We start from the raw sequence: 22,245 nt of genomic DNA, 5'->3' as shown, positions 1-22,245 counted from the left end.
TTGGTGGCGCGGCCAACCCCTTGGGCACCACGGCCCGAGTGCATGCCGTAATAACAGCCCATCAGCGCCGCCAAACCGCCAAAGGCACAGCCCTTGACCAGCGATGAGATGATGTCGAGCGCCTCAAGAAAGTCGACGGTGTTTTTCAGGTAGGCGGCGGGGTTAAATCCGAGCGATCCGGTGGCGACAATCCAGCCGCCAAAGATGCCGATGATATCGCCCACGGCGACCAGCAGCGGCACTACAATCAACGCCGCAAGCACGCGCGGCGCCACGAGGTATTTCATCGGATTGGTCGAGAGGGTGACGAGGGCGTCGATTTGTTCGGTGACCTTCATCGTGGCGATTTCAGCGGCGATAGACGAGGTCACCCGCGCCGCGATCATCAACCCAACAAGGACCGGGCCAAGTTCGCGCACCATGCCAATGGCGACGATCTGGGGGACCACGGCCTCGGCGTTGAAACGCGCGCCACCCGAATAGATTTGCAGCGCCAAAGCGGCGCCGGTGAAGATGGCGGTGAGGCCAACAACCGGCAAAGACAGCCAGCCGATATTGAGCAAAGCCAGCGCAAATTCACGCCCGTAAAAGGGCGGGCGGATCATATGGCCAAGAGTTTGAAACGCAAAAATCGCCACCCGGCCAATTGAGGCGAGGGCCTGAAGGGTGGCGCGGCCAAGGGCGCCGAAGGGCTGCAAAAGGATCATGCGGGCAGATAGCGCCGCGCGTAGCGGGCCCCCATCGACGTGAGGATTTCATAGCCGATGGTTCCGGCCCAATTAGCAAGCATATCAACCGGTTGGCGGTCGTTCAAAAGTTCTAGCGCGGTGGGGTCTTCGTCAAGGTCGCTGACATCGACGCCGATCATATCCATCGAAATGCGCCCCAAGACCTTGCAACGGGTGTCGCCCGCCCAAAGCCATGCGTCACCACCCATGGCGCGGATAAGACCATCGGCATAGCCGGCGGCAATGGTGGCCACGCGGGTCGGTTTTTGGGCGGTCCAGGTGTTGGAATAGCCAACGGTTTCGCCGGGCAAAACATCGCGGGTTTGGATCACCGGCACCGAGAGTGTCACCACCGGGCGGGCGTTGGCATAGGGCATGCCACCATACATACCAATGCCGGGGCGGGTGAGGTCAAAGTGGTAGTCTTCGCCAAGCAAAATTCCCCCCGTCGCTGCAAGCGAACGCGGTGCGTCGATCTCATCGGTCATATCGACAAAACTCTGAAGCTGGCGGGCGTTCATGGTGAATTCCGGCTCATCGGGTGTCGCATCCGCACAGGCCAGATGGCTCATCACCAAGGCGGGGCGTTGGGCCAGCGCAATATCGCGCAGGGCGCGCCATTCGGCGTCTTCCATGCCAAGGCGGTTCATGCCGGTATCGAGTTGCAAGCCAAAGCTATGACCGGGCAGGGCCTCGACGTGGCGCAGCATTTGATCAATGGAATTCAACAGAGGCGTCAGATTTGCCTGAGTGATCAGATCGGTGTCGCCGTCCATATGGCCGGAAAACACGAAAATCTCGGGTCCGCTGCCAAGGATATGGCGCAATTGCACGCCTTCTTCGCAGGCGGCGACAAAGAATTGCCGTGCCCCGGCGGCGGCAAGGGCCGGAGCCACCTTGGCCAGACCAAGCCCATAGGCATCGGCCTTGACCACCGCGCCGGTGTCCGATTGCGAGTGAGAAGACAGCGCCTGCCAGTTGTCGCACAGCGCCTTGAGATCGATTGTAAGTTCTGCAACAGCCATGCTCTTGTCTTTGGCAGGTCGCACGGGATGGTCAAGGGGAAATGAACGGATTTGAGCAATCCCGAGGGCGGTGCGCGGGGGCGGGGGCTGGTTGTTTGCGATCCGTTGGCAAATAATGGTTAACACCTGCTGGGCTAGGGTGGTGAACCAAGGAGACAGAGATGAAAGATGCGCTACGCCTTGAGTGGCAGTTGTTTCAACTGGCGATGCGGTTTCTGACCTGTTTGCCGGTGGCGCGTGATGTGGATGGATCGGATGATTTGCGTGTCCGGGCCAACAAGTATTTCCCTTTGGTTGGGGCGCTGGTTGGGGCGGCGGGGGCCGGGGTGTTTTGGCTGGCCTGTTTGTGGTTGCCACAATCGGCGGGTTTGATCCTATCGCTTGCGGCAACGCTCTTGATAACCGGGGCGTTTCACGAAGAGGGGCTTGCCAATGCCGCCGAAGGGCTATGCCGCGGGGCAGGGCGCGTGCAGGTTCTTGAGATGATGGTGCATCCGGGACTTGGGCTTTTTGGGGCTTTGGCGGTGGCATTGACGTTGGCGTTGAAACTGGTTTTGCTGGCACATATGCCGGTGATTTTGGCGGGGGTGGCGCTTGTTCTTGGGCATATGATTGGCATGATGGCGGTGGTCCATGTCATCGCCACAACCCCTTATGCCCATAGCAATGGGTTGCAAGTCGCCGCGCCCTACATCACCGGTGATGGCTATCGGTTTGCGCTGGCCTGTGCGGTTTTGATCCTGTTGGCGGGAAGCATGCTGTTTGGGCCTTGGCCGACGCTGTTTGTCCTATTGGGCAGCATTGTTTTGGGTCAAGCTTTTCGCAGCGCGATGATGCGCAAATTGGGCGGCTACAACAGCGATTGTCTTGGCGCGGTGATGCAGTTGGGCGAATTGGGTGCCTATCTGGGCCTTGCGGTTTGGTTTTAACCACAAAGCCCGAGGCGCGCGCCAAAAACGCGTGCACGCGTTTTGCAAATTCCATGCATGGAATGTGAGCGCCCGTTTTGACCGTTAGTAATCGTCGCCGCCGCCTTGCCAGGTTTTGGCCAAGTTGCCAAAGCGGGTGAATTGCGCCTCAAAGGACAGTTCAACCGTACCAATTGGGCCGTGACGCTGTTTGCCGATAATCACTTCGGCCTTGGCATGCAGGCGCGACATGCGTTCCTGCCATTCGGCCATGCGATCCAGCTGATCTTCTGAGGGTTTTTCACGTTCCGCATAATATTCTTCGCGGAACACGAACATAACCACGTCGGCATCCTGTTCGATTGATCCCGATTCACGCAGGTCCGAAAGCTGCGGGCGTTTATCGTCGCGGCTTTCCACCTGACGCGAGAGCTGGGACAGGGCGATGACCGGAATGTTGAGCTCTTTGGCGATTGCCTTGAGACCCATGGAGATTTCGCCGATCTCCTGAACCCGGTTATCGGATGTACCGCGCAAGAGCTGGAGATAGTCAACGATAACAAGGTCTAACCCATGGGTCCGTTTCAAACGGCGGGCCCGCGCGGCGACCTGTGAAATCGGCAGGGCGGCGGTGTCGTCGATATAAAGCGGGCAGGCCTCGAGCGTTTTGGCGGCTTCGACGAACTTGCGGAACTCGGCCTCGTCCATGTCACCTTGGCGGATTTTGTGGGACGAAATTTCCGACGCTTCGGCGAGGATACGGCTGGCGAGCTGTTCGGCGCTCATTTCCAAGCTATAAAACGCGACGATGCCGCCATCAACGGTGCCCTCGGTGCCATCGGGGCGGATGCCCTTTTTATAGGCTTTGGCGACGTTAAAGGCGATGTTGGTGGCCAGCGAGGTCTTGCCCATCGACGGACGCCCGGCAAGGATGAGCAAATCCGACGGGTGCAAACCGCCCAATTTGCCGTCCATGTCGATCAACCCGGTGGAGACCCCGGCAAGGCCGCCCTCCCGCTGATAAGCGGCATTGGCGACGTTGACCGCATCGGTGACGGCCTTGAGGAAGGAGACAAAGCCGCTTTCGACTTGGCCCTGTTCGGCCATATTATAAAGCGCTTGCTCGGCTTCGATGATCTGCTCTTTGGGGTTGGAATCGACGTCAACCTTGGCGGCTTTGGATGAGATGTCTTTGCCCAAGCGGATCAAATCGCGGCGCACGGCGAGATCATAAATCATCTGGGCGTATTCACGCACCGCAAAGCTTGAGACCGAAGAGGCGGCGAGACGGGCGAGATAGGCGGGGCCGCCGAGCTCTTTGAGGCCTTCGTCATCTTCCATAAACGCCTTGAGCGTCACCGGAGAGGCGAGGTTATTCTTGGAAATCCGCGCGGCGGCGACTTCGTAGATGCGGGCGTGGACCGGGTCATAGAAATGCGATGCGCCAATGATCGCGGTCACTTTGTCAAAGACTTCGTTGTCGGTCAGAATAGCACCCAAAAGCTGCTGCTCTGCCTCAATCGAATGCGGCATGGTTTCCGCGGCTTCGACCTGAATCCCGGTTGGATTAATGGTTGTGACTTCGTTCATGCGGTCCCCCAACTGCCCCGAATACTGCCCTTGCGCGGTTGGTATCAACATGCGCGGGCGAGGGGAAATTGTATATTTATGTGGATAAGCTGTGGGCCGATCCTCGCGCATTATTTTGCGGTCAGGATCGGCTTTGTGTCAACATATAGTATGACGTCGCGGGCGTCGTGACATGCGTGCCACAGACCGCCCGCCAATCAAAGCGCTATACGTTTGAGACCTGATTTAGGTCTTGTTGGCCTCTTGCCACTCACGCGGGGCATTCAAGAAGGCCTCGACCTGAGCGAGTTTCTCGTCCGAGAAATTGCCCATTTCACGCGCCGCTTCAAGCACATCCCACCATGTGCAGAGGTGATGGAGTTCAACCCCATGATCGCCGAGCGTTTTGATGGTTTCGGGGAAAATCCCATAGTAGAAAATCACCGCCGTATGGGCGCAGGTGGCACCGGTTTCGCGGATCGCATCCACAAAGGAAAGCTTGGAGCCGCCATCGGTGGTGAGGTCTTCGACCAACAACACGCGTTCACCTTCGGTCATGACGCCCTCGATGCGGGCATTGCGGCCATAGCCTTTGGGCTTTTTGCGCACATAGGTCATGGGGAGGGCCATGCGTTCCGCCACCAAAGCCCCAAACGGGATGCCCGCAGTTTCGCCACCCGCAACATTGTCAAAGGCCTCAAACCCGGCGTTGCGCATCACGGTGACGGTGAGAAAATCCATCAAAGTGGTGCGGATACGGGGGAAAGAGATCAGCTTGCGGCAATCAATATAGACCGGCGATGGCAGGCCCGAGGCCAGTTTGAACGGCTCGTCCCCCATGAAATGCACCGCTTCGATTTCCCACAACATGCGGGCGGTCAGCTTGGCCATTTCTTCGGCGGATGGGTAAGATGTAGGGATCATGGCAGCAACTCTCCTATTTGGCCTCGCTTTAGCGCACAACAGAACGGGGCAAAACCCCGGCCTGCCGTCTTCTTTCCAAAAAACGATTGGTGGGATTAAAATCCGTGCACGGATTTTGCCCCCGCCTAGATCAACCGACGCGCCAATGCAGCGGCATCATCGGGTCAAACACGGTCACATCGCCATCGGGCGTGGCGATTTTGTCGGGATAGGTGACGGGCTCGCCCTTGGTCAAAACCATCTGCGCCGCGTTTGGCTCAAGCCCGTAAAAGGCGGGACCATGCAGAGAGGCAAACCCTTCGAGCTTGTCCAAAGCGCCTTCTTGTTCAAAGACTTCGGCGAGAATGCTCATGGTGTTGGTGGCGGTAAAGCAACCGGCACAGCCACAGGCGCTTTCCTTGAGCGGATCCACATGCGGGGCGCTGTCGGTGCCTAGGAAAAAGCTCGGGTCACCGGAGGTGGCGGCCGCGCGCAGGGCTAGGCGGTGTTCTTCGCGTTTGGCGACAGGCAGACAGTAATAATGCGGCTTGATCCCGCCAACCAGAATGGCGTTGCGGTTGATGACCAAATGGTGCGTGGTGATCGTTGCGCCGAGGTTGTCGCCACCGGAGCGAGCATAATCGACCCCTTGTTTGGTGGTGATATGTTCCATGATCACCCGCAGCTCGGGGACCGATGTGCGCAGCGGATCAAGGATGCGGTCGATAAACACCGCCTCGCGATCAAAAATGTCGATATCGGCGTCGACCACTTCGCCATGGACACAGAGCGGCAGGCCGATCTCGGCCATGGTTTCGAGCACCGGGCGGACTTTGTCGAAGTTGGTGACACCGCTGGCGGAATTGGTTGTCGCGCCGGCCGGGTAAAGTTTGACCGCGCTGATCAGACCTTCTTCTTTGGCGCGCTTTACATCCGCCGGATCGGTGTCTTCGGTCAGATAGAGCGTCATCAGGGGCTGAAAATCGCTGCCCTCGGGCAGGGCTGCCATGATCCGGCCCTTGTAGGCGGCGGCGTCATCGCGGGTGACAACCGGCGGGATCAAGTTTGGCATGATGATCGCGCGGCCAAAATGGCGGGCGGTTTCAGGGGCAACGGCGTTCAGCATTGCGCCATCGCGCAGATGCAGGTGCCAGTCATCGGGGCGGCGGAGTGTGATCTGTTGCATGGGGGAGCGCCTAACATGCGACGGGATCGGTTTCTAGTGATTCAGCGTGCCAAATTCTGCGGCAGAGCGGCGCGACGCCGCTTAGGTGTGATCCGCACCCTGATCATCCTCGGCCTCTAGCATGGCCAAACGGCGGCGGAAGCGGGGGGCGTGCATGCGTGACACAACGTTTTGACACAACAGGCGGGCAAGCTCATCACGACCATCAGCATCAAGCCGCGCCAAAAGCCGTCGCAGATAGGGCGGGTGATCGCGGCGCGCGCGCAGCATTTGCGCAAAGGCCAGCCGGTCTAGACGATCCTCGGCCACCGCGGTCAAGAGCGACGGCAAAAGGTCGAGCGCGATCAAGTCGGTTTGCAGCGCGCTCCCCATATAGGGCATGCGGTGGCGGGTGACATTGCGCCGTTCAAACAGTGCGGAATGCATCGCGTCCATTTGTTCACGCGGATCATATAGCACATGAGCATGATGGGCGGCGTCGATCATGTCAGGCCCAAAGCCATAGCGCGAGGTGAAATCGCGGCGGCGTAACTCTGGGAAGCGGTCGTCCCATTCGGTGACGCGCGGATCAAGCGTGGCTTGGGGTTGTAGCACGAGCACGCGGGCGCCGGGCGAGGCGACGGAATAGGCGGCGGCGGCATAGCCACAGGGGCCCGCACCATAAAAGATGACATTTTCGAATTCATCGAAAAACCCGTCGTCAAGCAGTTGATCAAAGAAACCATAGACCCGGTGATCGCGGAACCAGGTGTCGCCGTGACTTAGCACAGAAAGCGAAGACCAGCCGTTGCTGCGCACCATGTCAAAGCCGATCGGCGTGCGTGTGGTCGACAAGGCTTCGATCCCGGACATGGATTCAAAGTTTACCAATAAGGTATCGCCGTCTTCGACAAAAATCCCGGCATGATGTTTGCCGAGCGGCTCAGAAAACCCCCTGTTGTCCCCAATGCTGCGCAGTTGCGCCAGCCATTCGGCGCGCGACAGACGGCTTAGATCCGGGGGGAAACTGGTTTTCTGTTGTGCCATGCCCATAGTCCTCATTGGCGCGGCCCCCCAAATCACGGGTTGGCAACGCAGTATTTGAGGTAAATTTGACCGGTATTTCGGGCGGAAATGTGGTTAAGGCTGGGTTATTTTGGGCTGGTTTTGTGGATCAGTCGGGGCGATTGGCCTTGGCGCGTGTGGCGTGAGCTGCCAAAAACTGGGCCGCATCAAGCGGAACAGGCCGCGCCGGTGGGGTCATCAAAAGCCGGGCAAATAGGGCGCGGTTTGGTTCATCCTGTAACAGGGTTTCAAAGCGCGATTTGCGCCAGGCCACCGCCGTGTCATGCAGGTCAGATAGGGTTGGATCAGCGCCCAGATCAGCGCGCTTTTGGGCGACATTGGGCAGCGATTGGACGGTTTTGTCGGTTTCGCTGCACCAATTGCGTTCGACCCAGTAATCCATGCCAAGCACATGGTCGGAATGAACGGCGCGGCCCCGATCGGCCTTGAGCACATAGCTTTCCATTGCGCCGAGCGGGTAGTGATTGAGTTGGGCCAAGCCATAATTGGGGCGGCCATAGTTGGAAAAAATCCGGCGGTTGCGAAATTGCGCCTCCAACTCGCGCCCCTGGCAATCAAACCAACGCGCGGTGTCGACACGATCCGGGTCGGGATTGCGCGGGCGATGCACACCAAGTTTGCGATAGATGCCGTTGTTTTTATACAGGGTTTTAAACATCGCCGCGCGCCATGGCCAATGCATGATCACCGGCGCGGCCTTGTTGAATTGCTCGGTCACCGGGCGATCGTCAAAATGCACAATGCCGGCATTGCCAAAGAGCCGCCACGTCAAGGTAATGGCGTCGGCATCGGGGAGCGCGGCAATCAAAGCGGGCAGGGTGCGATCCCCGGTATGGATGTTGACGAACTCATCAACGTCCAGCGACAACAGCCAATCGGAGCGTTTGACCACGTCGAGCTTGTCGACCCTTTTCAAGCCGGTGAATTGAATGCCGCCTTTGTCATAGGGGCCATCGTTGCGAATATGGGTGACATGGCCAAGCTGTTCGAGACGGTCCAACATGGCGTCGGTGCCATCGTCACACTCGTTGGAAAGCGCCACCACATGGGTGACGCCACAGGCCAGATGATGGGCCATCCAATCGAGCAAGAAGGCCGCTTCGTTGCGGACACATAGAACAGCGGTGATGTTCATGACGGCTCGCTTTGGGCCGTCGGGTGAAGCAGCAAGGCAGGCATCACCAGCCCTTGCGGAAGGTGACAACCTTGGCTTCTGAGGCCTTGGGGAAATAGGTCAAACCGGCCTTGTGCATGGCGTCAAAGACCTTTTGCACACCCTCTTGGCCAATCCATTGCGGATGCAATTCGATGATGGCGACGCGAATGCCCGTCCAATCGGCGGCCGGGAGCAACATGGCTTCGGCGCCCTCGATGTCACAGACCAAAACATCGGGTTTCAGGTCGTCCAGAACCGGGGCAATGGCGTGTTTCTCGATTTCGACGATGTCTTTGACGGTGTCCGGTTCGGCGTTAAAGTCCATCGACGAGCCGAGAAAGTTTTCGCGGATGTAGAATTCGACCGGGTCCCCAGCCTCGGGCGAGAGGAGGGCATTGCGCACCTCAACGTTTTTGACGTCATTGGCCTCGTGGACCGAATGGATATAGGGGATCAGCGTCGGATTGGCCTCATAGCTGATGACCTTTTCGACCTTTTTCTTGACCGACAACAGGGTCGACATATAGCCAAGCCCGCCGCCGAGTTCCAAAACCTTGTCGCCCTCGCGCACAACGCGCATGACCGCGTCACATTCCTTGCGCTCATAGGTGCCTTCGCGCAAAGCCCCGCGCACACGACCGGTGGTCAGTTGCGGGTGTTTGGGGATTTTCATCCCGCGCGAGCGGATAAAAGGTTTGCGTTCCGTCACAGCACTTCCGTCCATGTCAGGTCTCCAAATCGAGGGCGAGCGCATAGGCCACCCGCTCGGTTTCTGTCAGTTCTAGTTGCAACGCCTGTTGGTACAGGTCTTCAAATTCCGGCATACCGTGCAATTCCGTGGCCTTGGCGAAATGCCACTCCAGACCGCTTGCGTGCCATTTGGCCAGCTCACTATCCGCCATCAGCCGATCATATTCCGCCTGCATCCGGGGCAGGTTGCGTTTGATAGTCAGATCGCGATGCACCGACCAATCCATGCGAATCCAATAGTTTAACCCGATAGAGCGGTCCACATGCAGGGCACGGCCACGTTGACGTTTGATCAGATAGCTTTCGGCGCTCCGCAGGGCGTAGTGGTTCAGCTGGATCAGATCATAGCCGATGTTTTTCTTGGAATTGCGCCAGCCATTCATCAAGGCATCTTTGGTCATGTCCTGACCCGATCCGTTGACCCATTTGACCTTTTTCTCGGCCCCGTCCTCAAGCTTGTTGGGTCGGTGGCAGGAGATTTTCGCATAGGCCCCGGTGTTCTTGAACATGGTCTTGAACCCCCAGACCGTATGCGGCTTGGGGCAGAATTTCGGGGCGCAGGTGTCGAATTGTTCGAGCACAAACTTGTCTTTGAGATGGGTGACGCCGTTGTATCCAAACAATCGCCAGGTCATCGCAACATTGGTGGCATCGGGCACGCGTTCAAAGAAATCGGCCAAAGTGCCGTTGCCACAGCGCACATTGACGAACTCATCCACGTCGATATGCGCAATCCACTCGGCGTTTTTGATCACCGGTTCCTTGAGCGAATTGTCAAGCGCGTGTTGTTGCGGCGAGTTGCCCGACCAATTGTCGTTGTTGCGGTGCTGAACCACGCCCATCTCTTGCAAACGATCAAGGATCTCGGTGGTGCCATCGCTGCAATCATTGGTGTAAACCAAGATGTTATCGAAGCCCATGGCGCGGTGATAGGCGACCCATTCGACGATATAGGGGGCTTCGTTTTTCATGCAGCCGACGATGACATTGCCGCTGGAATTCTTGGGCAATTTGCGCGGTTCAATCGGAGTATAAGGGCCGGCGAGCTCTTCTTCGTTGACCCGGCCCATTTTGTTATGGGGGGCAAAGGTTGAGTTTTGCAGTTTCTCAAAATTCTGGATCGCCTCGGGCGTCATGACGCGGCGCGCGGCTGGCGACAGTTTCGCCTCGATCCCCTGTTCCTGAGGCGGGGTGGGGCTCGGCGTTGTGGTGCCGTTCAGTTCGGCCAGATCGGCGGCTTTGTTGGCCATTTCTTCTTTGGTGGCTTGATTGATGCGCCAGCGGAACGCCATGAGGTATTGCGTGGCGCGAAACCCGCGGGTCGGATCGGCCTCTTGCCAATCGGCTTGTGGCGCATCGGGGGCAAGCAGGTCGGCATCAAGACCGGGATGCAAGGCACAAAGATCGGCAATGTCATCGGCGAAATGATCAGAGAGGGCATGGAGCGAACCCGCAGCAATCGGATCACCGTGCACTTTGATTTCGCCAAGGAATTTGCGCCACAATTGCCGGGGCAGGATGACGTCCTTTTTGGCCAAAAGCCGCAGCGCCGCATCGTTGAAAAGCCGCGAGCGGGTTTGCCAGGCGGCCGAGGGCAGGCCGGGCAAGTCTTCGGGGATCACCTTGCCGATGGTTGTCGAGATGTCAAAAGCGGCGCGCAGCTCTTCGGGGGCTTCGTTGGAGAAAAACCGCGGCATGTCGACGGTGCGAAAGCGCACCGACCCGGCCCCAAAGACATCGTCCCAAAAGTTCTGAAGCCGTTTGAAATCAAGCCAGTAACACGCGCCTTGGATTTCCCCAAACTGCCCGGCCTGTGGGTCGGGTGCGGGGCGGGTGGCAAGGGCGGCGTCCCAAAAACTTGCCCCGTCAAGGCAGTCAAGTTCCTGCTGGAGCGATCCGGTGCGCCCCTCGATCAGCTGACCGGCATAGCGGCGGATCAACAGGCGGGCCGGATCATCAAGATGGGCGACGATGCGAATGTCATCGGACAGCGGTGCCAGAATTGCGCGCAAGCGTTGCAGTTCGGAGGCGGTACATAGGGATGAGCCAAATTGATGCGCCGACAGGATCAGCGTATCGGGGGTATGGCGTTCAACCTCGGCCTGCAATTGGCGCGTCACGTCATCGCGCAACGAGGCCTGTTTTTCACCGGTGATAAAGCCGCGATTATAGCGCAGGCTATCAACGTTTTCGGGGTCAGTGACGGCCAGAAACAGGCGGGTGTGATTGCGTGCGCCCGGGCTTCTGGCATAGAGCACACCCTTGCCAAGCATCTGTTCGCGCTTGGAATCCAAGACACGTTGCAACCTATCGCTGCTGGTGCCGTCGGGGCCGATATGAACGAAAATCTTCATCACGCCGCCCCTCGTGAGGCCCCTTTGGCCCCGCTATTCACGTTCATTTTTCCCCACCATGGTAGGTCCAACCCGAGATGAGTTGACAGCCGTTGGCGCGCATCCTTGGCCGACATCGGCAGTTCCAGATAGCGCGGATCATCGCCAAAGATGTCGCGCAGCATATCGTAATGCCCCTCAATCCAACGCACGCGATCCGCGTCGCTTTCGCCGTAGCCCATCGGCAGGCCGGGGATGGCCCCGGTCGGCAAACGGTCGGTGCCAAGATTGTTCCAGCGCCGCATACTATCCGAGGTTTCAGACGCCGGTCGCCAAGTGGCAACAAAAAGCACATCGGGCCGGGCAAGGCGCATCGCCTTGATCAACGCATAGTCGCATTGCGGCCAAAGCGAGGTATCGCCTTTGAGCACACTGATTTCCGACAAAGCGTCGTAAAGATCGAGGTATTTGAAGGGATCCCCTTCGAAATAGCCGTTGTACAATTGCCGCCCAACAAAGGTGCCGCCAAGCCCCGGTTCACGGGTGTGAATGCGGCGCACCTTGTGATCGGCCACCCGCCAGCCCGCCTTTTCAAGCGCAAAGGCAAAGGAGGTGGTGCCGGTTTTGGGCAGGCCGAGATTGACACATTTCACCCGCTTCATGACGCCAATCCCAGTTCTAGCATCAGCTCATATTCGCCGGGTGGGTAGGGGGGCAGTTCGCGCAAATGGCCATAAAGCCCCGCATAGGTTGGATCGGCCATCAACGCATCGCGTTTTTCGCAATGCAGGCGCACGCATGTGTCATGCAGCGGGCCAATCACCGGATCGGCGCGAAAGGCCTCCATCGCGGTGGTCAGATCGGGCGCATACCGCAAGATCGAGCGATCTTCGAAAGACGGATCATTGCGCTCTTTCCAATAGGTGTCGTCAAAATTGCGGTTCTCTCGGTTAACGTCGCCGCGGTCATTTTTGACCAGATAGCTGTCGAGTGAGCGCAGGGCATAGTGATTGAGCGTCGCAAATTCACGCGCGCCATGGGCGGGGAATTTGCGGATACGGCGCGGGTTGGCCGCCACGAGGAATTTATGCGGCACCGGACGGCCAGCGCCATCGGTCCAGCTTGGCCGTTTGTTTTTCGGAAGTTTCTCGCGGAAAAACGGACGATGCGCGCCGAAATATTGCAGCGGAAAATCGCTTCGGACCAAGGATTTCACCTCAATCGCGGTCTCGCCACACCACAGATCAGGGTTGTGGCTCTGTAGGAACTGTTCGATCACCGGGCGGTCTTCGAAATCTTCCACATCGCAATTGGCAAAGAACTGAAACGTCACCGAAATACAGTGCGGGTTGCCACAGGCGTCGATCAACGCCGGGATCGTGTGGTTGCCGACATGAATGTTGAGGAATTCGTCAACATCCGCCACCCAGACCCAATCGGCGTTTTTAACCACATCCTGCTTGGCGGCGTCTTTGAGCGCCTCCATCTGATAATTGCGCCCCTGCGCCGGGTTCGGCAGATGGGTGACCCCTCCCTGTTCCGCCAAAGCATCCAGCAACACATCGGTGCCATCGGTGCAATCGTTTGAATAGAATAGAAAATCCGTCACACCCAAGAGACGGTTAAAGGCGATCCATTCCAAAAGGAACGGCCCCTCATTCTTGACACAAGTGACGGCCGTTATGCGCATGATCCGCCCCCTTTTTGCAGATACACGCGCGTTATAGCGCATCCTCGCAAATCAGAGGTTACGATCATAGGGCTTGCGCCTAAGTTATATGTCGCGGTCAGGCCATGGGCCTGCGCGTTGATGTTTGGCATGTCTGCTCACCCGCCGTCGTTCCGGGTTTTCCCGGTTTTTATAATGCGAATCATCGCATTCCCCATGCAAGCCGTCAATGCAAAGCCTTCGTTTTCGATGGCTTGTGCGACTTTGGCGCTATTGACCACGCCCGCCCATGCGGGCATCCGAAGGGGGCGAGGGAGGATTTTCATGGGCAATTCATCATCAATTCCGGCATCCATTGACGAGGTGCAAAGCCAGCTAGCCAGCACCGGCTATGTTTGCGGGCGCGCCTTGGCGACGGTTGTGTTCTTGTCACTGCGCCTTGGACGGCCCTTGTTCCTTGAGGGCGAGGCCGGGGTGGGCAAAACCGAAATTGCCAAGGCATTGGCCTTGATGTTGAACCGCAAGTTGATCCGGTTGCAATGTTACGAGGGGCTTGATGCCTCTTCGGCGGTCTATGAATGGAACTTTCCGGCGCAAATGATCGCCATCCGCACCGCCGAAGCACAGGGTGGGGCCGATCGCGGGTCTTTGCAGACCGAATTGTTTTCCAAAGACTTTCTGATCGAACGCCCGCTTCTTGAGGCCATGCGCCCCGATGAAAACGGCGCGCCGATCCTGTTGATTGATGAACTTGACCGGACGGATGAGCCGTTTGAGGCCTTTCTTCTCGAAGCCCTGTCGGATTTTCAGGTTACAATCCCGGAAATCGGCACGATCAAGGCCCCCGAGCCGCCCATCGTGATTTTGACATCCAACCGGACCCGCGAAGTGCATGATGCGCTGAAACGGCGCTGTTTGTATCACTGGGTGGATTACCCGGACTTTGAGCGCGAAGTCGAAATTCTAACCGCGCGCGCCCCCGAAGTGGCAGAAAACCTGTCGCGTGAAATCGTCAGCTTTGTGCAAAAGCTGCGCACCGAAGACCTGTTCAAGAAACCGGGCGTCGCGGAAACGATTGACTGGGCGAAATGCCTCTTGGCCTTGGATGTGGTCAACCTGTCACCAGAAATGATCAGCGACACCTTGGGCGCGATCCTGAAGTATCAGGACGACATCTCGAAAATCCAAGGGTCGGAAGCCAAACGGATTTTGGACGAAGCAAGTGCGGCGCTAGAACCGGCGTGATGTTGGTCGTGATGCGACATAGGATCGGGGATGGGGGCCGCGCCCCCATGGTGGGTGATGGCTGAATATATCCCTTTGGAATTGCCGGATAATCCGCGACTTGCGCAGAATATTATCCATTTCGCGCGGGCGCTGCGGCGGGCCGGTCTGCCAATTGGACCGGGGCGGGTGATTGATGCGATCCGCGCCGTGGAAGCCGCCGGTTTTTCGGATCGGATGGATTTTTACTGGACGTTGCATGCCTGTTTTGTAAATCGCCCCGAACACCGGGTCATTTATGCGCAGGTTTTCCGGCTCTATTGGCGCGATCCGCGATACCTCGAACATATGATGTCGATGATGTTGCCAGCGGTGCGCGGTGTGCAGGAAGAAAAGCTTGCGCAATCGGGTGAAAAACGCGCGGCGCAGGCGTTGCTGGGCGATGAGATGCCCGATATTCCCGAGGGTGAGCAGGAAGAGGACGGCACCGAGATCGAGGTCGACGCCTCGATGACGATCAGCACCGAGGAAAAGCTCAAATCACTCGACTTTGAACAGATGTCGACCGAGGAGGTCGCGCAAGCCAAACGGATGTTGGCGCGGCTGACCTTGCCGGTGAAACCCTTTGCCTCGCGGCGTTCCATCGCGGCCAAACGCGGTTTGCGCACGGATTATCGCAAGACCATGCGCAACGCCTTGCGTCAGGGCGGCGAGATTCACAGCATTTCTCATGCCAAACCGCGTTTGCGTTGGCCCAATTTGGTGGTGCTTTGCGATATTTCCGGCTCGATGAGCCAATATAGCCGCATGGTTCTGCATTTCCTGCATGCTGTCGCTAATGAAAAAGGCGCAGGTTGGGCCAAAGTCCACGCCTTTACCTTTGGCACGCGGTTGACGAATATCACCCGCCATCTGGCGACGCGCGATGTCGATGCAGCGCTGAAATCCGCCGGGGCCGAGGCTCAGGATTGGGAAGGCGGCACGCGGATTGGCGATTGCATTCATGAATTCAACCGCGATTGGTCGCGTCGGGTGATGGGGCAGGGGGCCGTTGTTTTGTTGATCACGGATGGTTTGGACCGTGGTGAGCCAGCGGATTTGGCGCATGAAATGCAACGCCTGCAATTGTCGTCGCGGCGCTTGATCTGGCTTAACCCGTTATTGCGGTGGGATGAATTTGCGCCCAAGGCCTCGGGCATTCGCACCATGTTACCGCGTGTTGATAGTTTCCGGGCCGGGCATTCGATCCAATCGCTTGAGGATCTAGCAGCGGTGATTTCGAGCCATGACGATGCCGGAGAAAAGGCGCGCTTGATGGCACTGCTGTAACCAGCGGGATCGCGTGTTGCCGAGGTCAGAAGTGAGACGGTTTTAAAAACCTCTTTTGGCCAAGATATTGTGCCGACCTTTGGGCGGAGTGAGTGCACTTTTGCCGCGCGATCCTCTCAGTCCGATTTGCGCGTGTCACAAATACCTCAAACAACAAAGCGCCAGATAGCAAAAAGGCTTAGGGCCATAACCCAATCCACCACGGCGCAGAATGGAATGTACCAGCGTGGAACATCGGTATCCAAAATGTTGTGATGCAGCAAATCCCAAAACCCATGCAAGGCAAGCGCTGCGACAATGAAGCCAGGAAAACCATTCAATCCGAGCCATGCGGCTGCGGAAAACCCAAGTGCGCCAAGCAACTCAACGAAAATGGTGTGAAGGCGTCCATCCTTGAACGCATACCCGATGTAGATTCCCGCAATGAGAACCAATGTAATTGCTGCCAATTGATACGAAAGTTCAGCTGGAAGGACAAAATGAACAGGCAAGGGCAATATGCCCAGCACAGCGCCTGATCTCAAAGGCAAGCGGGCAATGATGTGAGGCGTTTCGTCCATAGTTGACAATCGTATACTGCGCTTCATTGGTCAATAAGCGGTTAGAGCCGCCAAGCGCTGGGAACAGGCGGTGCGGCGGGTCTGATATCTGACATTGAAATGGAATTCGACTTTTGCAGATGATTTCTCAACCGGGTTAGGCTGTGACTGTGTGGCAGCACTCTCTCCTTTGAAGAGAATGCTGCCAGCATACCCCCAAGTCCGGGCTTGGGATTATGTCATCATTTCCTTGGTCGCGCTGAGTGTCACATCGGGGTAGTCGCGCTCGATGCGGTCAATGTCCCATTGCAAACGTGTCAGGTAAACGACGTCGCCGTCATTGTCATAGCTGATGTGCTGTTTGTTGGCGTTGACGAATTTGTCAACGGCATCCTGTTCGCCATGCACCCAACGGGCGCTGGTGAATTGCGATGCATCAAAACGCACCGGAAGGCCGTATTCCATTTCAATCCGACTGCCGAGCACTTCGAATTGCAGTGCCCCAACAACCCCAACAATAAAGCCCGAGCCGATCATTGGTTTGAACACCTTGGCGGCCCCTTCTTCGGCGAATTGCATGAGCGCCTTTTCGAGGTGTTTGGATTTCAGCGGATCACCGGCGCGCACCCCTTGCAACAATTCCGGCGCAAAACTTGGGATGCCCGTGACCTTGATGGCTTCGCCTTCGGTCAAAGTATCGCCAATGCGCAGCTGGCCGTGGTTGGGAATACCGATGATGTCACCGGCCCATGCCTCTTCGGCCAATTCGCGGTCGGCGGCCAAAAACAGCACCGGATTGGAAATCGCCATCGGTTTCTTGGTGCGCACATGGGTGAGTTTCATGCCGCGTTTGAAATGGCCAGACGCCAGACGCACAAAGGCAACGCGATCGCGGTGCTTTGGATCCATATTGGCCTGAACCTTGAACACGAAGCCGGCGACTTTCTTTTCTTCGGGGGCAACGCTACGCGGGCTGGCCGATTGAATTTGCGGTTCCGGCCCATAGGCGCTGATGCCATCCATGAGCTCTTTGACGCCAAAGCTGTTGATGGCGGAGCCGAACCAAATCGGGGTCATATGCCCCTCAAGAACCGATTGCGGATCGAGCTTTGGCAAAAGCTCCTTGGCCATCTCAACCTCTTCGCGCAGCTGTTCGAGCAAGGCTTCGGGAATGTGTTTCTCCAGCTCAGGGTCATCTAGCCCGTTGATCTGAATGGTTTCGGCAACCACGTTTCGATCGGCGCGATCCATGAGTTCAAGCCGGTCATTGAGCATGTCATAACAGCCCAAGAAATCGCGGCCCATACCGATGGGCCAGCTTGCCGGGGTGACGTCAATCGCCAGATTTTCTTGAATTTCATCAATAATATCAAACGTGTCCCGCGCCTCGCGGTCCATTTTGTTACAGAAGGTCAGGATCGGAAGGTCGCGCAAACGACAAACCTCGAACAATTTACGTGTCTGGCTTTCTACGCCTTTGGCGCCGTCGATCACCATGACGGCCGCATCGACCGCCGTCAGGGTGCGATAGGTGTCTTCGGAGAAATCCGAGTGGCCAGGCGTATCCACGAGGTTGAAGCGAAACGTACCGAAATCAAAAGACATCGCCGAGGCCGAAACCGAGATGCCGCGGTCTTTCTCCATCTGCATAAAGTCAGACCGGGTGCGTCGCGCTTCGCCTTTGGCCCGAACCTGACCCGCCATTTGAATAGCGCCGCCATAAAGGAGGAACTTTTCGGTCAAAGTGGTTTTCCCGGCATCCGGATGCGAGATGATCGCAAAGGTGCGACGGCGCGCAATCTCGGGCGGGAGTTCGGGGCGGTTTGAGGCGGTATCTAACATGCGCGTGCGATAGCGCGAATTGAGCGCGGGGGCAATGCGTGCCGCGGGATGCGGCGCGCGATGTAAAAGATGTATGCGAATTGTGTGAATCGCCTTAAGGTGGATTCTACGACTTTCTTTTCAGCTTTTGATTGGAGATTTCCATGCCAAGACGTGTCTATGCCGGGTATTTAGCCAGTTTGTCAGTTTTACTCACCTCTTCGGCGGTGGCCCAAGAGGGGCGGCCGGAATTTCAACCCATCCCAGAGAGATTTGGCTATTTTCAAGAAAATGAACGCTTGTGGGACAGTATCGTCGCGGGAGAGATGGGGGTGTCGCGCGCCCATGCGTGGCGGTTGTTTGCCGGGATGAATCAACCGCTTGAGCCGGGAACCCCGAATTCTTGGCCCATCTGGTTTAGCTGGCCCACGTCGGCGCAGGCGTTTGCCGTTGGCGGCGCTCACAGCGAGGCGGTTTCCTCGATCCGGGTGTCCCCGCAAATCAAGGAGATCCACAAAGCCCGATCAGCCGGTGCAGATATTCCCGTCAACACCAAAGGCCCGAGCTATCCGGTGCCGGATGCGGTCAAATCTATGTACCCGACGGCGATCAAAACCGATGGCTCGGTCAAGGATGGCGCGTTTTTTGTCAACAACGGTGACATCATGATCGCGGTTGAATCGCTATCGCCCGAAGGGTTCGGGCAAATTCGCGATCAAGGGCTGTATCAGGCTTCGGTTCTAGAGGGCCTCTGGAAGGATGGTGAAAGCATTGATTTGACCGATCGCTATGTGTCGACCAAACACATGTATTGGCCGGTCAAAAAGGACGGGCTGACCGCCTTGCCATGGTGGGACAACAATTATTCGCCGATGTACAATGACTATGTCGGCTATGAAAACTGGGGCACGGTTGTTGCGATTGACCCCGGTGGTGATGCGGTTGGGGATTGGGTCACGGTTGACTATCTGCACGGCGTTCAAAACCATGATGGCAGCGCGATGGAAACGCGCCGCGCAACGGGGCAAGCGGTTGGGTTGGATCGGTTTTATCATCATCAGGTGACGGATGCGGATTGGGGTATCTTTACCGATGCGGACAAGGCGATCCTGTCGCAAGCGAGCTATTGGCTTTATGATGAGCCCTTTGAACCGGGGGATTACCTTGTCGAGGTTGCCATGCATATTGTCACCAAAGAGGTGCCAACATGGACATTGCAAAGCTTTTGGTGGTCGGGCCGTTCAGATGAGGGACCCTATTCTTGGGATCGCCCGGAAATGGAGGCCGAGGGGCCGTGGGATCAATATCTTTTGACCGAGGCAAATGCCTTTGATCCGGGGCCGGATGGCGAACTGCCGATCGCGGTTAATCCCTATATCGAAGGGGTCATTCACCCCATTCGCACCAATTGCCGTAACTGCCATGTGCGGGCCGGATATACGCCCAAGGACGCCCCAAACAAGACCGGGTATTCATCCCCGAACTGCCCCGATTTATTGGCACCACTGATGCCAAATGATGCCTGTTTCAAGGGGGTGACGCTATCCGATTTTGCCTGGATCATTCCGGATCGAGCGCAATAAACGTATAAATATCATAGTTATGGCAGTCGGGTGTTTCTATTCCGACTGCCATTTTTCGAGACTAGTTTTTGTAAAGCCCGTTGATTTCTTCGGCGCGACCAGCGGCAATCAAATGGTCAAGGCTGGATTGAATCGTCGCGATGGTTGCGTCATCCACGTCGAGATTGCAGGCCAAGCCAGTCATCGTGGATTGCACCACATAGACCTCTTCAAGATCGGGGTCGTTTTCCTGCTGAAGGCGGTTGCGGAACGTCACCCAAAGATCAACCCGACCGGCCTTGAGCTTCTTGGGGTTCAGCTCTTCTTTGGGGGCGGACACGATATTCATACCCTCAGCCTTGAGAATATCCTCGGTCACGTCGCCATTATAGGTGCCGATGGACAAGGTACGCGCATCGTCAAGCGAGGTGATCACATGGCCATCGGATTTGCGGCCCACAAGGATAATGTGGTTTTCATCAAGGGGCGTGACCCATTTGAATTTGGGTTTGCGTTCATCGGTGACAGAGGTCGAAAACACGCAGGTATTGGCGGTATTCTGAGCGGTTGAAAAGGCGCGGGCCCAGGGTTGAACCTCCATCGCATAGGCGACGTTGGCGGCATCCAAGGCTTCACGAATAAGATCGGTTGCTGAGCCAACGATCTCCCCGTTTTCGGTATAATTGTAAGGCGGAAATTCTTCGGTCAAAAGGGTTAAAGGCGCCTTCGCGAAAGCCATTGTGGCACTGCTGACAAGGGCGGCGGCGCACAGTAGGGATTTGAAAGAGATCATGTGTTGGGTCCGGTTGAAAAGGATAGGAAAACCGAGGATACCAAACAGGTCCTAACCGGGGTTTAATCAAAAAATTACAATAAATAACAATATGTTATCCCGTTGCCTTTTCGACGGGTAGTGCCGCAGGTCGACGGCATCGGAGCAAGGCAGAAGAGGCATCGCCTCGTTCAGTTTTTGCCAAAATGGAAGCTATAAAATCTTAGGTAGGTAGGTGATCCAATGTGCCAGCCACGCCAACTCACCAGGAAGGAGACCGGCGAGTTGGAGCAATGGGCCCGCCAGATGCGCCAGCAAAGCCCCGGCGATCCCTTTGATGATAAGCTTGCGCCCTTCGCTTATCGTGTCTTTTGATAGGTCTCTTGCGAGAACAAAAGTCTTGTGAGCAATGCTCAGAAGGAGGTCTTTGGAGGCCAAGTAGCCAACCATGGTTGCGTCGTCCAAATATTCGCGAATGCGTTGGAAAAGGGATGGATCAAAGTGGTCTGGGTCACTTTCCAACGCGTCCGCCGCATGTTCAAAGATCGCTTCGATGTCTTCGCGCTTGGCTTCAAAGACCGGTTCGGTTTCCGCCTCGGCTTGGCGGAACTCTTGCCAAAGCGGCAGGTTGGCAGAGATCAAAGAGGCGCGCAGCAAGGCGGCCTCGAGATGCCCGAGTTTTTCGGGCGCGATGTCTTCTAGGATGGGCTTTTCACGGGTGAATTGCAGGGAAAGCGCCTGAACGCCGGTGCCAAAGCGGATTTGATCCAGTTGGTTTATTGATGTTGGCAGGCGTTTCAGGAACCTTTCGACGCCTTTGGAGAGCATCGGGGCCTGATTGTCGAGATTGCCAAAGTTTTGCAGATCATCGACGGCGTCCTGAAGGTCTTCGAATAGCCCCTCAAGAGTTTGCTGATCTATCTCGCCAAGTTTTGGCGGGGCAAGTTGTGGTACATCGAGTGACAGAGTGTTGGCATCGGAGCCGACCGTGTGACCGATTGGGGAGGCGGGCAGGGCCGGGAGTGCGGTGTCTTGTGGTTCGGTACTTGGGCTTAACCAACTTGCAGGCATGGGAAGGCGCGATGGGAGGATGGTATTGGCGTCGCCAAGAAGGCCTTCGTAGTAGCGTTTGTCGAGATACTTGGCTTTGCTGAGGTCAGTGCCGCGGACGTCCCAACCGTTGCGATATGTTTGTGGAAAGACAGTGCCATCGAGTGTCGACCCGCGCAAATCTATGTCGGTCCAATTCCAAGTGCCAAGAGTAACGAATGTGAGATTGGCGTTTTGAAAGTTTGTTTGGTGAGCCCTTGTTGTCGAATGTTCCACATTTTCTAAATCTGCCTTGTGAAAATTTGCGTAGGAGATGTCCGCGATTAGAAATCTGGAATTGCGTAAATTTGAACCCGAGAAATCGGCGTAGTGGAGGATGACGTTAACCCAAAGGCTCGACCTTAAATTTGACTGACGCAGGTCAATGCCAGACAAATCAAATGGGTCCGCCAATAGGTAGTCGTCCTGAATGCCGGTAAGCTCTTCAAAGATGTTCACACGCGACAAATCCGGCACAAAATCATCGCTTTGACGTCGAGCATTCCAGGCCTCAACACCTTCTTTTAACCATTCGATATGCTGTGGGTTTGCCATTGCGTCTTCACTCATTACCTAAAGGTGAAGACAGCATAGACGCCAAATGGCGTCAAGCCTCA

The 22,245-nt window shown here is 56.7% G+C and carries 20 protein-coding genes; 4 read left to right on the top strand and 16 right to left on the bottom strand.

Annotated elements, in window-relative coordinates; all coding sequences use genetic code 11:
* Positions 1 to 707, bottom strand: a 707-nt coding sequence (locus tag AC5EFR_RS13530) for an MlaE family ABC transporter permease (protein ID WP_493576321.1), incomplete at its 3' end; no start/stop codon positions are given.
* On the bottom strand, positions 704 to 1,753 hold the full coding sequence (gene alr / locus AC5EFR_RS13525) for an alanine racemase (protein WP_493576320.1): 1,050 nt from the start codon (positions 1,751 to 1,753) through the stop codon (positions 704 to 706). The genes alr and AC5EFR_RS13530, both read right to left, overlap by 4 nt.
* Positions 1,754 to 1,914: 161 nt before the next feature.
* Between alr and AC5EFR_RS13520 the strand changes: the two genes are divergently transcribed.
* Positions 1,915 to 2,682, top strand: a complete 768-nt coding sequence (locus AC5EFR_RS13520) for an adenosylcobinamide-GDP ribazoletransferase (protein WP_493576319.1) — start codon at positions 1,915 to 1,917, stop codon at positions 2,680 to 2,682.
* 84 nt (positions 2,683 to 2,766) lie between these two features.
* Here the strand turns inward: AC5EFR_RS13520 and AC5EFR_RS13515 are convergent, their stop codons facing one another.
* The 10 genes from AC5EFR_RS13515 to AC5EFR_RS13470 all read right to left on the bottom strand — a co-directional run bounded on the left by AC5EFR_RS13515 (position 2,767) and on the right by AC5EFR_RS13470 (position 13,591).
* The gene (locus AC5EFR_RS13515; RefSeq protein ID WP_299921338.1) at positions 2,767 to 4,251 is read right to left on the bottom strand and encodes a replicative DNA helicase; all 1,485 of its coding nucleotides are present in this window, start codon (positions 4,249 to 4,251) and stop codon (positions 2,767 to 2,769) included.
* 225 nt (positions 4,252 to 4,476) lie between these two features.
* A complete protein-coding gene (locus AC5EFR_RS13510; protein WP_299921339.1) occupies positions 4,477 to 5,154 on the bottom strand; it encodes an orotate phosphoribosyltransferase in 678 nt (225 codons plus the stop codon).
* 130 nt (positions 5,155 to 5,284) lie between these two features.
* The gene (gene pyrC, locus AC5EFR_RS13505) at positions 5,285 to 6,319 is read right to left on the bottom strand and encodes a dihydroorotase (protein ID WP_493576318.1); all 1,035 of its coding nucleotides are present in this window, start codon (positions 6,317 to 6,319) and stop codon (positions 5,285 to 5,287) included.
* 81 nt (positions 6,320 to 6,400) lie between these two features.
* Entirely contained in the window at positions 6,401 to 7,345 is a 945-nt protein-coding gene (locus AC5EFR_RS13500; RefSeq protein ID WP_493576317.1) for a phosphoadenosine phosphosulfate reductase, read from the bottom strand.
* A 127-nt stretch (positions 7,346 to 7,472) separates the two neighbouring features.
* Positions 7,473 to 8,519, bottom strand: a complete 1,047-nt coding sequence (locus tag AC5EFR_RS13495) for a glycosyltransferase family 2 protein (RefSeq protein WP_493576316.1) — start codon at positions 8,517 to 8,519, stop codon at positions 7,473 to 7,475.
* A 43-nt stretch (positions 8,520 to 8,562) separates the two neighbouring features.
* Complete coding sequence (locus AC5EFR_RS13490) at positions 8,563 to 9,264, bottom strand: FkbM family methyltransferase (RefSeq protein WP_299921346.1); 702 nt, start codon at positions 9,262 to 9,264, stop codon at positions 8,563 to 8,565.
* A gap of 1 nt (position 9,265) precedes the next feature.
* Positions 9,266 to 11,644, bottom strand: a complete 2,379-nt coding sequence (locus tag AC5EFR_RS13485) for a glycosyltransferase family 2 protein (RefSeq protein WP_493576315.1) — start codon at positions 11,642 to 11,644, stop codon at positions 9,266 to 9,268.
* Complete coding sequence (locus AC5EFR_RS13480; protein WP_493576314.1) at positions 11,644 to 12,285, bottom strand: hypothetical protein; 642 nt, start codon at positions 12,283 to 12,285, stop codon at positions 11,644 to 11,646. Before AC5EFR_RS13480 ends, AC5EFR_RS13485 begins: the two co-directional genes overlap by 1 nt.
* Complete coding sequence (locus AC5EFR_RS13475; protein ID WP_493576313.1) at positions 12,282 to 13,313, bottom strand: glycosyltransferase family 2 protein; 1,032 nt, start codon at positions 13,311 to 13,313, stop codon at positions 12,282 to 12,284. Before AC5EFR_RS13475 ends, AC5EFR_RS13480 begins: the two co-directional genes overlap by 4 nt.
* A 137-nt stretch (positions 13,314 to 13,450) precedes the next feature.
* Entirely contained in the window at positions 13,451 to 13,591 is a 141-nt protein-coding gene (locus tag AC5EFR_RS13470; RefSeq protein ID WP_493576312.1) for a hypothetical protein, read from the bottom strand.
* Between the two features lie 25 nt (positions 13,592 to 13,616).
* Here AC5EFR_RS13470 and AC5EFR_RS13465 point away from each other — a divergent pair, with 25 nt between their 5' ends.
* Both AC5EFR_RS13465 and AC5EFR_RS13460 read left to right on the top strand, forming a co-directional pair.
* Positions 13,617 to 14,537, top strand: coding sequence for an AAA family ATPase (locus AC5EFR_RS13465; protein ID WP_493576311.1), 921 nt, complete (start codon positions 13,617 to 13,619; stop codon positions 14,535 to 14,537).
* 57 nt (positions 14,538 to 14,594) lie between these two features.
* Positions 14,595 to 15,845 carry a vWA domain-containing protein gene (locus tag AC5EFR_RS13460; RefSeq protein ID WP_493576310.1) on the top strand — a complete coding sequence of 417 codons (1,251 nt, stop codon included), beginning with the start codon at positions 14,595 to 14,597 and terminating at the stop codon, positions 15,843 to 15,845.
* A gap of 146 nt (positions 15,846 to 15,991) precedes the next feature.
* Here the strand turns inward: AC5EFR_RS13460 and AC5EFR_RS13455 are convergent, their stop codons facing one another.
* Positions 15,992 to 16,405, bottom strand: a complete 414-nt coding sequence (locus AC5EFR_RS13455) for a DUF6010 family protein (RefSeq protein ID WP_493576309.1) — start codon at positions 16,403 to 16,405, stop codon at positions 15,992 to 15,994.
* Positions 16,406 to 16,618: 213 nt separating this feature from the next.
* Positions 16,619 to 18,226: a peptide chain release factor 3 gene (locus AC5EFR_RS13450; protein ID WP_493576308.1), complete on the bottom strand. Its 1,608-nt coding sequence runs from the start codon at positions 18,224 to 18,226 to the stop codon at positions 16,619 to 16,621.
* A 143-nt stretch (positions 18,227 to 18,369) separates the two neighbouring features.
* Here AC5EFR_RS13450 and AC5EFR_RS13445 point away from each other — a divergent pair, with 143 nt between their 5' ends.
* Complete coding sequence (locus AC5EFR_RS13445) at positions 18,370 to 19,788, top strand: hypothetical protein (RefSeq protein WP_493576307.1); 1,419 nt, start codon at positions 18,370 to 18,372, stop codon at positions 19,786 to 19,788.
* A gap of 61 nt (positions 19,789 to 19,849) precedes the next feature.
* Here AC5EFR_RS13445 and AC5EFR_RS13440 read toward each other — a convergent pair whose 3' ends face one another.
* Together AC5EFR_RS13440 and AC5EFR_RS13435 are read right to left on the bottom strand one after the other, a co-directional pair.
* Entirely contained in the window at positions 19,850 to 20,506 is a 657-nt protein-coding gene (locus AC5EFR_RS13440) for a substrate-binding periplasmic protein (RefSeq protein ID WP_493576306.1), read from the bottom strand.
* A 246-nt stretch (positions 20,507 to 20,752) separates the two neighbouring features.
* The gene (locus tag AC5EFR_RS13435) at positions 20,753 to 22,198 is read right to left on the bottom strand and encodes a pentapeptide repeat-containing protein (protein ID WP_493576305.1); all 1,446 of its coding nucleotides are present in this window, start codon (positions 22,196 to 22,198) and stop codon (positions 20,753 to 20,755) included.
* Positions 22,199 to 22,245 lie beyond the last annotated feature (47 nt).

This window comes from Pelagimonas sp., assembly GCF_058892305.1.
The sequence above is the reverse complement of the archived record's forward strand: the minus strand, read 5'-3'. Positions and strand labels throughout refer to the sequence as shown.

Coding starts and splice junctions, on each gene's coding strand:
- AC5EFR_RS13510 (WP_299921339.1), bottom strand. CDS start 5,154: ATGATCCCTACATCTTACCCATCCGCCGAAGAAATGGCCAAGCTGACC.
- AC5EFR_RS13440 (WP_493576306.1), bottom strand. CDS start 20,506: ATGGCTTTCGCGAAGGCGCCTTTAACCCTTTTGACCGAAGAATTTCCG.
- AC5EFR_RS13500 (WP_493576317.1), bottom strand. CDS start 7,345: ATGGCACAACAGAAAACCAGTTTCCCCCCGGATCTAAGCCGTCTGTCG.
- pyrC (WP_493576318.1), bottom strand. CDS start 6,319: ATGCAACAGATCACACTCCGCCGCCCCGATGACTGGCACCTGCATCTG.
- AC5EFR_RS13450 (WP_493576308.1), bottom strand. CDS start 18,226: ATGTTAGATACCGCCTCAAACCGCCCCGAACTCCCGCCCGAGATTGCG.
- AC5EFR_RS13495 (WP_493576316.1), bottom strand. CDS start 8,519: ATGAACATCACCGCTGTTCTATGTGTCCGCAACGAAGCGGCCTTCTTG.
- AC5EFR_RS13445 (WP_493576307.1), top strand. CDS start 18,370: ATGCCAAGACGTGTCTATGCCGGGTATTTAGCCAGTTTGTCAGTTTTA.
- AC5EFR_RS13465 (WP_493576311.1), top strand. CDS start 13,617: ATGGGCAATTCATCATCAATTCCGGCATCCATTGACGAGGTGCAAAGC.
- AC5EFR_RS13490 (WP_299921346.1), bottom strand. CDS start 9,264: ATGGACGGAAGTGCTGTGACGGAACGCAAACCTTTTATCCGCTCGCGC.
- AC5EFR_RS13485 (WP_493576315.1), bottom strand. CDS start 11,644: ATGAAGATTTTCGTTCATATCGGCCCCGACGGCACCAGCAGCGATAGG.
- AC5EFR_RS13455 (WP_493576309.1), bottom strand. CDS start 16,405: ATGGACGAAACGCCTCACATCATTGCCCGCTTGCCTTTGAGATCAGGC.
- AC5EFR_RS13515 (WP_299921338.1), bottom strand. CDS start 4,251: ATGAACGAAGTCACAACCATTAATCCAACCGGGATTCAGGTCGAAGCC.
- AC5EFR_RS13475 (WP_493576313.1), bottom strand. CDS start 13,313: ATGCGCATAACGGCCGTCACTTGTGTCAAGAATGAGGGGCCGTTCCTT.
- AC5EFR_RS13520 (WP_493576319.1), top strand. CDS start 1,915: ATGAAAGATGCGCTACGCCTTGAGTGGCAGTTGTTTCAACTGGCGATG.
- alr (WP_493576320.1), bottom strand. CDS start 1,753: ATGGCTGTTGCAGAACTTACAATCGATCTCAAGGCGCTGTGCGACAAC.
- AC5EFR_RS13435 (WP_493576305.1), bottom strand. CDS start 22,198: ATGAGTGAAGACGCAATGGCAAACCCACAGCATATCGAATGGTTAAAA.
- AC5EFR_RS13470 (WP_493576312.1), bottom strand. CDS start 13,591: ATGCCCGCATGGGCGGGCGTGGTCAATAGCGCCAAAGTCGCACAAGCC.
- AC5EFR_RS13480 (WP_493576314.1), bottom strand. CDS start 12,285: ATGAAGCGGGTGAAATGTGTCAATCTCGGCCTGCCCAAAACCGGCACC.
- AC5EFR_RS13460 (WP_493576310.1), top strand. CDS start 14,595: ATGGCTGAATATATCCCTTTGGAATTGCCGGATAATCCGCGACTTGCG.